Here is an 11828-nt window from a genome sequence, read left to right on the forward strand (position 1 = left end):
CAGACGCGACCGCCGCGCCCCGCATCCGCCGGGCGCGGCGGTCGCGCTCGCGCGGGGGTACGCCCCGGCGATTGGTACGGTGAAGCGCCAACCGCGTCACCGTCTCTCCCGGGAGGGCACCCATGGCCCGGACCGCTGCGGCGCAGGCGTCCTCCCCCGAGGCGGGTCACGGCGGACCGGCCGGCCCGCCGGAGTCGCTGCTGGAACGCGCCTTCACCGAGGCGTTGCAGAGCGCCGACGACACCGACGAGGTGGCGACCCGGATCCTCGACGCGGCCTACGAGCAGTTCTGCCGGATGGGCATCCGCCGCTCCACGATGGAGGACGTGGCCCGCCGGGCGGGTGTCTCCCGGATCACCGCGTACCGCCGGTTCGCCACCAAGGACCGGCTGGTCGAGCAGGTCGTCCGCCGCGAGTTCCGGCGCTACTTCGACCGCTTCCTGGTCGACATCCAGCAGGCGGCCACCGTCGGCGACCGGGTGGTGCTGGGCTTCGTCAGCGCGCTGGACGCGATCCGTCGCAACCCGCTGATCGGCGGGCTGATGAGCGTCGAACCCGACGTGCTCATCCCCTCGATGATCAGCGACGGCGGGCGGACGCTGGCCACCGTGCAGCGGTTCGTCGCCGGGCAACTGCGCCGCGAGCAGCGCGCCGGCACCATCGCCGCCACAGTCGACGTGGAGGTGGTGGCCGAGCTGATGACCCGGTTGTCCTGCTCCTTCCTGCTGACCCCGAGCCACGTCATCGACCTGGACGACGCCGACGCGCTGCGGGAGATGGCCCGCCGGTTCCTCGTACCCATGCTGGAGCCCGGCTCAGAGGCCGAGTGACCGGCCGATCACCTCCTTCATGATCTCGGTGGTGCCGCCGTAGATGGTCTGCACGCGGGCGTCCAGGTAGGCGCGGGCCACCGGGTACTCGCGCATGTAGCCGTACCCGCCGTGCAGCTGGAGGCACCGGTCCACGACGCGCTGCTGCAACTCGGTGCACCACCACTTCGCCATCGCCGCCGTCTCCGCGCTCAGGTCCGGCGCGACCAGGCAGTTGTCGACGAAGACCCGGCCCAGGCGCAGCTCGGTGGCGAGTTCGGCGAGCACGAACCGGTTGTGCTGGAAACTGCCGATGGGACGGCCGAACGCCCGGCGCTGCCTGCAGTAGTCCAGCGTCTGCGCGAACACCGTCTCGGCGCCGGCGAGCGCCGCGACGGCTATCGACAACCGTTCCAGGGGCAGGTTGCGCATCAGGTAGGCGAAGCCCTCGCCCTCGACGCCGAGCAGGTTGGCCACCGGTACGCGGACGTCGGCGAAGAACAGCTCGGCGGTGTCCTGCGCCTTCTGCCCGAGCTTGTCGAGGTTGCGCCCACGCTCGAAGCCGGGCATGCCGCGCTCGACCACGAGCAGGCTGATCCCCCGCCGCCCGGCGCCGGGGTCGGTACGGGCCACCACGATCACCAGGTCGGCCAGGATGCCGTTGCTGATGAACGTCTTCTGCCCGTTGAGGACGTAGTCGTCGCCGTCGCGTACCGCCGTGGTGGTGATGCCCTGAAGGTCGCTGCCGGCGCCCGGCTCGGACATGGCGACGGCGGTGACGATCTCGCCGGAGCAGAAGCCCGGCAGCCAGCGCTGTTTCTGCTCCTCGGTGGTCAGGTCGGTCAGGTACGGGCCGATGATGTCGTTGTGCAGGCCGAACGCCGGACCGCTAGCGCCCGCCCGGGCGAGTTCCTCGGTCAGGACGGCGTGGAACCGCCGGTCGGTGACCCCGGCGCCGCCGTACCGCTCGTCGACGAAGAACCCGAGCAGCCCGGCTGCCCCGGCGGCCCGCCACACGGCGCGGTCGACGATGCCGTCTGCCTCCCAGCGCTCGTGGTACGGGGTGATCTCCTTGTCGATGAACGCGCGCACCAGTTCGGCGAACGCGAGGTGGTCGGCGGTGAAGATCGCGCGGTCCATGTGTCAGCTCCTCCCCGCGCTACCGGGCCATGTCCGCGACGGCGGCGACGAGACGCCGGGGGTCCTCGCCCAGCGGTGCCACGTTGAGGATGGTCACGCCCGCGTCGCGGTACTCCTGGACCCGGTCGCGCACGTAGCTCTCCGGCCCGATCAGGCTGGTGCGTTCCAGCAGTTCCGCCGGCACCGCGGCGGCGGCCTCGGCCTTGCGGCCCGCCAGGTAGAGGTCCTGGACGCGGTCCGCCTCGGCTTCGTAGCCATAGCGGCACAGCAGGTCGTGGTAGAAGTTGCGGCCCCTGGCGCCCATCCCGCCCACGTACAGGGCGATCAGCGGCCGGGCGAGGTCGCGCAGCCCGGTCACGTCCGGGCCGATGGCCAGCGGCCCGCCGGCCACCACCTCCAGCGGCCCGAGGTCGGCGGAGCGTTTCGCCCGGCCGGCCGCCAGCGCGGCGCCCCAGACGTCGCCCGCGCGCCGCGGGTCGTAGAGGAACGGCAGCCACCCGTCGGCGATCTCGGCGGTCATCCGGACGTTCCGGTCGCCGAGACTCGCCACGTGGATCGGGATGCGGTCGCGTACCGGGTGGGTGAGCATCTTCAGCGGCTTGCCCAGCCCGGTGCCCTCGCCGGGCGGCAACGGCAGCGGGTAGAGACCGTCGTTCGTCAGCGTCTCCCGCCGCCACACCCGCCGGCAGATCTCGATCACCTCGCGGGTGCGGGCCAGCGGCCTGTCGTAGGCGACGCCGTGCCAGCCCTCGATCACCTGCGGTCCGGACGCGCCGAGGCCGAGGATGGCCCGGCCACCGGACATGGCGTCCAGGCCCGCCGCGGTCTGTGCCAGCAGAGCCGGGGTACGCGAGAAGATCGGCAGGATCGCCGAGCCGATGCGCATCCGGCTCGTCCGGGCGGCCAGGTAACCCATCACCGTGGGCGCGTCGAAGCCGTACGCCTCGGACACCCAGGCCACGTCCAGGCCGTCCTGTTCCCAGGCGGCCACGTCGTCCGCGCCGCTGCGGGGATCGGCGGCGTACGCCAGTGTCGTCCCGATACGCATCAGTGAACTCCCTGTCCCTGGCGGACGACGCCGTCGTCCCGCCACCGCGGTAGGTGTGCGCCCAGCCCCCAGTCGGTGAGCACGGGCCCGGTGTCCGCGCCCGGCGCGGGCGGCGGGCCGCCGACCCGGCCCGGTGTGCCGGACAGGCGGGGCGCCACGGCCGGCTGCCGGACGCCGAAGTGCTCCTCGTACGTGCCGCGCGCGAGCAGGTGCGAGTGGCCCGGCGCCTCGGCCAGCGACAGCACCGGTGCGACGCAGGCGTCGGTGCCGTCGAACACGGCGGTCCACTCGTCGCGGGTACGGCCGGCGAACACCTCGGCGAAGCGGGCGCGCAGCACCGGCCAGCCCGCCACGTCGTGCTGTGCCGGCAGGTCCGCGCCTGCGAGCCCGAGCAGCCGCAGCAGTTCGGCGTAGAACTGGGGCTCCAGCGCGCCCACCGCCATGTGCCCGCCGTCGGCGGTGGCGTACACGTCGTAGAACGGGGCGCCGCCGTCGAGCAGGTTGCGGCCCCGCTCGGCTCGCCAGGCGCCCTGCGCGAGCAGCCCGGCGAACGGGGTGGTGAGGTGGGCCGCGCCGTCCACGATGGCGGCGTCGACGACCTGGCCCCGGCCGGTGGCACCGGCCACGTGCAGCGCCGCCAGGAGGCCGACGACCAGGTAGAGCGAGCCGCCGCCGAAGTCGCCGACCAGATTGAGCGGGATCTGCGGCGGCCCGCCGGCCCGGCCGATCGGGTGCAGCGCCCCGGCGACGGCGATGTAGCCGATGTCGTGGCCGGCGGCGCGGGCCAGCGGCCCGTCCTGGCCCCAGCCGGTCATCCGCCCGTAGACCAGGGTCGGGTTGCGGGCGAGCGCGTCCTGCGGTCCGACGCCGAGCCGCTCGGCCACACCGGGACGCCAGCCCTCGATCAGGATCGCGGCCCGGCCGGCCAGCGCGAGGACCACCTCGGCGCCGGCGGGGTGCTTCAGGTCCACCACTATCGAGCGCTTGCCCCGGTTGAGCAGGTTCTGTCCGGGGTCACCGGCCGCGAACGCGCCGGGTTCCGGCCGGTCGACGCGCACCACGTCGGCGCCGAGGTCGGCGAGCAGCATGGCGGCGAACGGGCCGGGCCCGATGCCGGCCAGTTCCACGACCCGGACGCCGGCGAGCGGGCCGCTCACGCGCCGGCCCGTGGGGCGAAGCGGGGCGGGCGCCCCTGGGCCCGGCTGAGCAGGGCCTCGCCGAAGTCGGGGCCGGCCAGGGACTCGACCATGAGCCGGATCGCGTCGGCGGCGGCCTCGCCCACGCCGGTCTCCAGGCCGCCGAACACCTGCCGCCGGATCACCGCCATGGACGCCGGTGAGCAGTGCTCGGCCAGTTCGGCGGCATAGGCTTGGGCCTCGGCCAGCACCTCGTCGCGCGGGAGCACGCGTTGCACAAGTCCGATCCGCAGCGCCTCCACCGCGTCGACCTTGCGGCCGGACACCAGCAGGTCCAGCGCGGCGCCGACGCCGACCAGCCGGGGCAGCAGCCAGGCGCTGCCGTACTCGGCGACGAGACCGAGCCGGCTGAACGAGGTGGACAGGCGCGCCCGCGCCGCCAGGAACCGCACGTCGGCGTAGAGAGCGTGGACCAGGCCCAGGCCCGCCGCGCCGCCGTTCATCGCGGCGACGATCGGCGTGCCGAGCGTCAACGGCAGGTGCGGCGGGAACCCGAACTCACCGGCGAGCAGGTCACGGTTGCGCTCGTCCAGCAGCGCGGCGAGCGCCTCCGGGTCGGCGCCGGCACAGAACCAGTCGCCGGAGCCGGTCACCACCACCGCCCGCACCTCCGGGTCGGCGTCCGCAGTCACCAGGGCCGCGTAGTAGTCGCGGAACATCTCCAGCGTCATCGCGTTGCGCCGGTCGGGCCGGTCGAACCAGATGGTGCGCACACCACCCCTGGTGGCGGCCCGCAGTCCGGCGCCGGCCGGCGTCCCGGTTGTGACATTTGACATTTGATACCCTCAACTGGTGGCGGACCGCGGCAGGATCCAGAACGTCTCCCAACCCCAGCTCTCCGAGACCGTGGCGAGCCTGCTGCGCGACCGGATCATGTCGGGCCAGCTGCGCCCGGGCGAACGCATCCGGCTCGAAGAGGTCGCCCAGGAGACCGGGCTGAGCATCACTCCGGTACGCGAGGCGCTGCTGATGCTGCGCGCGGAGGACATGGTCGAGCTGCAACCGCGCCGCGGGCACGTGGTGGCGCCGCTGTCGAGGCAGGACATCATCGACGTGTTCAGCCTCCAGGGCCACATCGCCGGTGAGCTGGCCGCCCGGGTCGCCGTCAGCATCACCCCCGAGCAGCTCGACGACCTGCGGCAGCAGCACGAGCGGCTGCGCCGCGCCGCCCAGGCCCGGCAGGTCAGCCGGGTCGAGCAGCTCGAATACGAGTTCCACCGCCGGATCAACCGGCTCGCCGACGCGCGCAAGCTGTCGTGGCTGCTGCGCACCGTGACCCGCTACACGCCGTCGCGGTTCTACGCCGCCGACGCCCAGTGGCGGGCCGGCATGGTCGCCGATCACGAGGCGCTGCTCGACGCGCTCGCCGCGGGCGACCCGGAGGCCGTCCGGCCGGTCATGGCCCGGCACTTCACCGACGGCGCGGAACGGCTGGTCAAGCACCTGGACGGGCTGGGCGTGTGGAACGGGTGAGCCGTCACCGGCGGCCATGACGCCACGCGAACATCGCCAGCGAGCGCTTCATGGCCGACGCGGACGGCTGGAGCGTCATCACCTCGATCGGCGGCCGGAACCGCTGCCACGTCACCGACCGCGCCCGGGCGAACTCGCGCAGGCCGTCCACGCCGTGGACCCGGCCGAACCCCGAGTCGCCCACGCCGCCGAACGGCAGTGAGGGCACGCCCGCGTACCCCAGGACCGAATTGACCGACACCGCGCCGGCCCGCAGCCGCCCGGCGAGCGCCAGGCCACGGCGGCGGTCGCGGGTGAAGATCGAGCCGGAGAGCCCGTAGCTGGTCGCGTTCGTGCGGCGGACCGCCTCGTCGGCGTCGGCGACCGGGTTGACCACCAGCACCGGGCCGAACGTCTCCTCGGTGACGGCGGCGCTGTCCTCCGGCACGTCGGTCAGCACGACCGGCTCCACGAACGGCGGCCGGACCGAGTCCGCGTCACCGACCACCGCCCGGCCACCCCGGTCGAGGGCGTCGGTGACGTGACGCCGCACGACCTCGGGCTGGGTGGGCGTGGTCATCGGCCCGTACGGCGCGTCCGGCTCGGGGCCCGGCCGGACCTGCCGCGCCAGCTCGGTGAGCGTGGCCAGGAACGGCTCGCAGACGGACCGTTCGACGTAGACGCGCTCGACGCCGGCACACGTCTGCCCGGCGTTGCCCAGGCCGCCGAAGACCGCCGCCCGCGCGGCCGCGTCGAGGTCGGCGTCGGCGGTGACGATCAGCGCGTCCTTGCCGCCGCCCTCGATCACCACGGGTGTCAGGCTCTCGGCGCAGGCGGCCATGACCGACCGGCCGGTCGCCGCCGACCCGGTGAACGCGATCTTGTCGACCGACGCGCGGCACAGCGCGGCGCCGGTCGTGCCGTCGCCGGTGACGACCTGGAGGACCGGGTGGTCGGGAAGCAGCTCGTGCCAGCGCTCGGCCAGCCACACCCCGACGCCCGGGGTGAACTCGCTGGGCTTGAACACCACCGCGTTGCCGGCCGCGAGCGCGTGCGACACCGCGCCCATCGGCGTGTAGACGGGGTAGTTCCACGGCCCGATCACGCCGACCACGCCGTACGGCACGTACTCCACGGAGGCGGCCTGGTTGAACGCGAGCAGGCCGGAGGAGACGGACCGTCGCTTGAGCACCCGCCCGGCGTGCCGGGCCGCCCAGTCCAGGTGCTCGACGGCGAGCATCACCTCGAGCTGGGCCCCGGCGAGGCTCTTGCCGGTCTCGCTCCGGACGAGGCAGGCCAGTTCCTCGATGCCGCCCGCGACCGCCGCCTTGTACGCAAGCAGGTGCCGGCGGCGCTGCTTGGCGTCCAGGCCGGACCACCAGCCGGCCGCCTCGCGGGCCCGCGCCACGGCGGCGCGTACTGCGGCGTCGTCGGCGATGTCGTAGTCGGCGCGGTGCTCACCTGTCACCGGGTCGACGACGCGCAGCCGGCGAGGGTGCTCAACGAGGGACGTCATCGGCAGCCTCCTGACATTTGATATTCGATAGTCTAGCCTTGCTGTCAATCCCTCACGATGCGCTGGAGGTACCGCTGTGGAGTGGACCGACGAGCAACTGTCACTTGTCGAGGCGGTGCGCGACTTCTGCCGCCGCGAGGTGGGCACCCGCGAGCAGCGGCAGAACCTCACGAACGGCGGGCGGGAACCGCACAGCCCGGAGCTGTACCGGAAGATGGCCGACCTCGGCTGGCTGGGCCTGTCGCTGCCGGAGGAGTTCGACGGCGGCGGCGCCGGCACGACCGAGCTGTGCCTGTTCCTGGAGGAGACCAGCCGGGCGATGGCGCCGATCGGCGGCTTCACCACCTCGATCATCGTCGCCGCCACCTACCAGCGGTTCGGCACACCGGAGCAGAAGAAGCTGATCCTCAGCGGGGTGGCGCGCGGCGTGGTCGAGGCGGTGGCGATGTCCGAGCCCGAGGCCGGCTCGGACGTTGCGAACCTGAGCTGCCGTGCCGAACGGCGCGGGGACGGGTGGGTGGTGAACGGTCAGAAGACGTGGTGCTCCAACGCCCACCTGGCCGAGCACATCCTGCTCGTCGCGCGCACCTCGGGCCGGGCCGGCGACCACCACGGCCTGACCATGTTCCTGGTCCCGGCCCGCGCGCCCGGCCTGACCGTCTCCGGCATCGACACCATGGGCGGCCGGGAGGTGAACGACCTCTACTTCACCGACTGCGTGCTGCCCGCCGACGCGGTGGTCGGCCGGGTCGACCACGGCTGGCGGCAGCTGATGGCCGGGCTCAACATGGAACGGCTGATCCTCGCCAGCGTGGTGCTCGGCATCGCCCGGCGGGCGTTCGACGACGTGGTGGCGTACGTGAAGGACCGCCGCCAGTTCCGCCGGCCGATCGGATCGTTCCAGGTGATCCGGCACCGCCTGGCCGACCTGGCCACCGAGATCGAGTGCGCCCGGCTGCTGGTCTACGACACCGCCGCCAAGGTCGACAAGGCGCCGGACACGGTGCTGCCCCGGGAGACCTCGATGGCGAAGCTCAAGGCCACCGAGACGGCCCGGCGCGTCGCGCTGGACGCGATGCAGATGATGGGCGGCTACGGCTACACCACCGAGTTCGACATGGAGCGCCTGGTCCGCTCGGCGATCGTGTCCACAGTCTACGGCGGCGCGAGCGAGATCCAGCGCGAGATCATCGCCAAGACGTACGGACTGTCCGACCGGATGCTCTGACGCGACCCGGCCCGGCCGGTGGGTTCGCCCCACACCGGCCGGGCCGCGTCGTCGTCTACTCGAACCGCTCGCCCCGCTCGGCCATGGCGACCAGCAGTGGCGGCGGGTCGAACCGCTCGCCGTAACGCTCGGCGAGCACCCGGGCGCGGGCCACGAAGCCCGGCAGCCCGCCGTCGTACTGGTTGACGTACTGCAGGACGCCGCCGGTCCAGCTCGGATAGCCGATGCCCAGGATCGAGCCGACGTTGGCGTCGGCCACCGAGGTCAGCACGCCGGAGTCCAGGCACCGCACCGACTCGATCGCCTCGATGAAGAGCATTCGCTCCTTGAGGTCCTCGAACGGCGTGTCCAGGTTCGTGCCGCCGAACAGTTCCCGCAGCCCCGGCCAGAGCCCGGCCCGCCTGCCGTCGCGGTAGTCGTAGAAGCCGGCGCCGCCGGAGCGTCCGGTCCGGCCGCACCCGTCGATCATCGCGTCGATCACCGCGTCGGCGGCGTGCGGCTGCCACGTGCCCCCGGCCGCCACTGTCGCGGCGGCCGTCTCCAGGCGGATCTTCCGGGGCAGGGTGAGGGTCAACTCGTCCATCAGCGCGAGCACCGGCGCGGGATAGCCGGCCTGGCTGCTTGCCTGCTCGATGGTCGCCGCCGGGATGCCCTCGGCGAGCATCGCCACGCCCTCGTTGGTGAACGTCCCGATGACCCGGCTGGTGAAGAAGCCCCGGCTGTCGTTGACCACGATCGGCGTCTTGCGCAACTGGCGGACGACACCCAGCGCGCGGCCCAGCGTGGCCTCGCTCGTCCGCTCCCCGCGGATCACCTCGACCAGCGGCATCTTGTCCACCGGGGAGAAGAAGTGCAGCCCGACGAACTCCTCCGGACGGCTGACGCCCTCGGCCAGCAGCGTGATGGGCAGCGTTGAGGTGTTGGAGGCGATGAGCGCGTCCGGCGCGACCTGTTCGATCTCGGCGTACACCTTGTGCTTGAGCGCCGGGTCCTCGAAGACCGCCTCGATGGCGAGGTCGACACCCGCCAGGTCGGCGAGGTCGGCGGTGGCGTGGATGCGGCCCAGGATCTCGTCCCGCTTCTCCGGCGTGGAGCGGCCCCGGGCGACCGCCTTGTCGAGCAGGCCCGCCGAGTACGCCTTGCCCCGCGCCGCCCCCTCGGCGGTGACGTCCTTGAGCACCACCCGCATCCCGGCGCGGGCGCAGACGTACGCGATGGCGGCGCCCATCATGCCCGCGCCGACGACGGCGACGCTGCGTACCGGCTGGTGGTCGCCACCGGCGGTGCGGGACCGGGCGGCCTGGAGGTCGAAGAAGAGCGCCTTGATCATGTTCTTGGCGATCTGGCCGGTGGCCAGCTCGGTGAAGTACCGCCCCTCGATCGTGAACGCGGTGTCCAGGTCGACCTGGGCGCCCTCGACGGCGGCGGCGAGGATGTTGCGGGGCGCCGGGTAGGGCGCGCCCTTGAGCTGCTTGCGCAGCAGCGCGGGCATGGCCGGCAACTGCATCGCGAGTCCCGGGCTGGACGGGGTGCCGCCGGGCATCCGGTAGCCCTTGCGGTCGTACGGCTGGGTCGCGTCCGGGTTCGCGGCGATCCACTCGCGGGCGGCGGCCATCAGGGCGTCCCGGTCGGCGGCGAGTTCGTCGACCAGCCCGTGCGCGAGCGCGTCCTGCGGGCGGCGGCGCTGGCCGCGCAGCAGCCAGTCGGTAAGCGCGGCGGTGACGCCGAGCAGCCGGACGGTGCGCACCACGCCGCCGCAGCCGGGCAGCAGGCCGAGCGTGACCTCCGGGAAGCCGATCTCGACGGCCGGGTCGTCGAGCACGATGCGGTGGTGGCAGCCCAGCGCCAGTTCCAGTCCGCCGCCGAGGGCCGAGCCGTTGATCGCGGCGACGACCGGCCGGCCGAGTGTCTCCAGCCGGCGTACGGCGTGCTTGAGCGCGGCCGCGTCGGCGGCTGACGCCTCGGCGTCGGCCGGGGTCAGCCGCACCAGGGTCTCCAGGTCGCCACCGGCGAAGAAGGTCTTCTTGGCCGAGGTGAGGATCACGCCGGTGATCCGGTCGCGCTCGGCTTCGAGCCGGTCCACAGTGGCGGTGAGGCTCGCGCCGAACTCCGCGTTCATCACGTTCGCCGAGCGGCCGGGATGGTCGAGGGTGAGCAGCACGATGCCGTCGTCGCCGTGCTCCCACCGGATGGTGTTTGCCATTCGTGCTCCTCAGATTCGTTCGATCACGGTCGCGATGCCCATGCCGCCGCCCGCGCAGAGCGTGGCCAGCCCGTAGCGGCCGCCGCGTCGCTCCAGTTCGTCGACGAGCGTGCCGAGGATCATGGCGCCGGTCGCGCCCAGCGGGTGGCCCATCGCGATCGCCCCGCCGTTGGCGTTGACGATGTCCGGGTTCAGGCCCAGGTCGGCGACGAACCGCAGGACCACGGCGGCGAACGCCTCGTTGATCTCGACCAGGTCCAGGTCGTCCACGCCGAGACCGGCCTTCGCCAGCGCCTTGCGGGCGGCCGGGGCCGGGCCGGTGAGCATGATGGTGGGGTCGGCGCCGCTGAGCGCGGTGGCCACCACGCGGGCGCGCGGGGTGAGACCGGCGGCGGCACCGGCCGCCTCGCTGCCGATCGCGACGAGCGCCGCGCCGTCCACGATGCCGGAGGAGTTGCCCGCCGTGTGGACGTGCTCGATGCGCTCGACCCAGTGGTACTTCTGCAACGCGACAGCGTCGAAGCCGGCCTTCTCGCCGATCTCGGCGAACGAGGGGCGCAGCGCGCCGAGGCTCTCCGCCGTCGAGTCGGCCCGGATGTGCTCGTCCCGGTCCAGCACGGTCAGCCCGTTGCGGTCGCGGACCGGCACCACGGACCGGGCGAAGTAGCCGTTGGCCCACGCCTTGGCGGCCCGCGCCTGCGACTGGAGCGCGTACGCGTCCACCGTCTCCCGGTCGAAGCCGGCGATGGTGGCGATGAGGTCGGCGCTGATGCCCTGCGGCACGAAACCGGTGGTGAAGTTGACCTCCGGGTCGAGCGCCCACGCCCCGCCGTCGGAGCCCATCGGCACCCGGGACATCGACTCGACACCACCGGCGAGGACGAGATCCTCCCAGCCGGAGCGCACCTTCTGCGCGGCGATGTTCACCGCCTCCAGGCCGGAGGCGCAGAAGCGGTTGAGCTGCACGCCGGCCACCGTGTCGGGCAGGCCGGCGGCGACGGCGGCGGTCCGGGCGATGTCGGCGCCCTGGTCGCCGAGCGGCGACACCACCCCGAGCACGAGGTCGTCGATCAGCGCCGGATCGAGGCCGGGCATCCGCCGCAGGATCTCCCCGATCAGGCCGGTGACGAGCGAAACCGGCTTCACCCCGTGCAGCGATCCGGTCGGCTTGCCCCGCCCGCGCGGCGTGCGCAACGCGTCGTAGATGAACGCATCGGTCGTCATGCCAAGCTCCTC

At 73.2% G+C, this 11828-nt stretch carries 10 protein-coding genes; 3 read left to right on the forward strand and 7 right to left on the reverse strand.

Annotated features, from left to right (window positions below):
- The first annotated feature begins 122 nt into the window (after positions 1–122).
- Positions 123–830 (forward strand): helix-turn-helix domain-containing protein, encoded by a 708-nt coding sequence (locus AB0B20_RS09035; RefSeq protein WP_357469355.1) that lies wholly within the window; start codon positions 123–125, stop codon positions 828–830.
- On the opposite strand, the gene AB0B20_RS09040 is transcribed toward AB0B20_RS09035, so the two are convergent.
- From AB0B20_RS09040 to AB0B20_RS09055, 4 genes are read right to left on the reverse strand one after another with little or no spacing between them, the layout of a single operon-like run.
- On the reverse strand, positions 816–1949 hold the full coding sequence (locus AB0B20_RS09040) for an acyl-CoA dehydrogenase family protein (RefSeq protein WP_357390218.1): 1134 nt from the start codon (positions 1947–1949) through the stop codon (positions 816–818). The two genes, AB0B20_RS09035 and AB0B20_RS09040, sit on opposite strands and share 15 nt — an antisense overlap.
- A 19-nt stretch (positions 1950–1968) precedes the next feature.
- Positions 1969–2997, reverse strand: coding sequence for an LLM class F420-dependent oxidoreductase (locus AB0B20_RS09045; RefSeq protein WP_357469359.1), 1029 nt, complete (start codon positions 2995–2997; stop codon positions 1969–1971).
- The gene (locus tag AB0B20_RS09050; RefSeq protein ID WP_357469361.1) at positions 2997–4154 is read right to left on the reverse strand and encodes a CaiB/BaiF CoA-transferase family protein; all 1158 of its coding nucleotides are present in this window, start codon (positions 4152–4154) and stop codon (positions 2997–2999) included. The genes AB0B20_RS09045 and AB0B20_RS09050 overlap by 1 nt, the downstream gene beginning before the upstream one ends.
- A complete protein-coding gene (locus AB0B20_RS09055) occupies positions 4151–4969 on the reverse strand; it encodes an enoyl-CoA hydratase-related protein (protein ID WP_357469364.1) in 819 nt (272 codons plus the stop codon). Before AB0B20_RS09055 ends, AB0B20_RS09050 begins: the two co-directional genes overlap by 4 nt.
- 16 nt (positions 4970–4985) lie before the next feature.
- On the opposite strand from AB0B20_RS09055, the gene AB0B20_RS09060 reads away from it, so the two are divergent.
- The gene (locus AB0B20_RS09060; RefSeq protein ID WP_357390210.1) at positions 4986–5666 is read left to right on the forward strand and encodes a GntR family transcriptional regulator; all 681 of its coding nucleotides are present in this window, start codon (positions 4986–4988) and stop codon (positions 5664–5666) included.
- A 4-nt stretch (positions 5667–5670) separates the two neighbouring features.
- On the opposite strand, the gene AB0B20_RS09065 is transcribed toward AB0B20_RS09060, so the two are convergent.
- On the reverse strand, positions 5671–7161 hold the full coding sequence (locus AB0B20_RS09065) for an aldehyde dehydrogenase family protein (RefSeq protein ID WP_357469368.1): 1491 nt from the start codon (positions 7159–7161) through the stop codon (positions 5671–5673).
- Between the two features lie 76 nt (positions 7162–7237).
- Here AB0B20_RS09065 and AB0B20_RS09070 point away from each other — a divergent pair, with 76 nt between their 5' ends.
- Entirely contained in the window at positions 7238–8389 is a 1152-nt protein-coding gene (locus AB0B20_RS09070; protein WP_357469372.1) for an acyl-CoA dehydrogenase family protein, read from the forward strand.
- Positions 8390–8444: 55 nt separating this feature from the next.
- On the opposite strand, the gene AB0B20_RS09075 is transcribed toward AB0B20_RS09070, so the two are convergent.
- Positions 8445–10592 (reverse strand): 3-hydroxyacyl-CoA dehydrogenase NAD-binding domain-containing protein, encoded by a 2148-nt coding sequence (locus tag AB0B20_RS09075; protein WP_357469375.1) that lies wholly within the window; start codon positions 10590–10592, stop codon positions 8445–8447.
- Positions 10593–10601: 9 nt separating this feature from the next.
- Complete coding sequence (locus tag AB0B20_RS09080) at positions 10602–11816, reverse strand: acetyl-CoA C-acetyltransferase (RefSeq protein WP_357390202.1); 1215 nt, start codon at positions 11814–11816, stop codon at positions 10602–10604.
- Positions 11817–11828: the final 12 nt, after the last annotated feature.

The sequence above is a fragment of the Micromonospora sp. NPDC049151 genome, from assembly GCF_040648395.1.
GTDB lineage: Bacteria > Actinomycetota > Actinomycetes > Mycobacteriales > Micromonosporaceae > Micromonospora.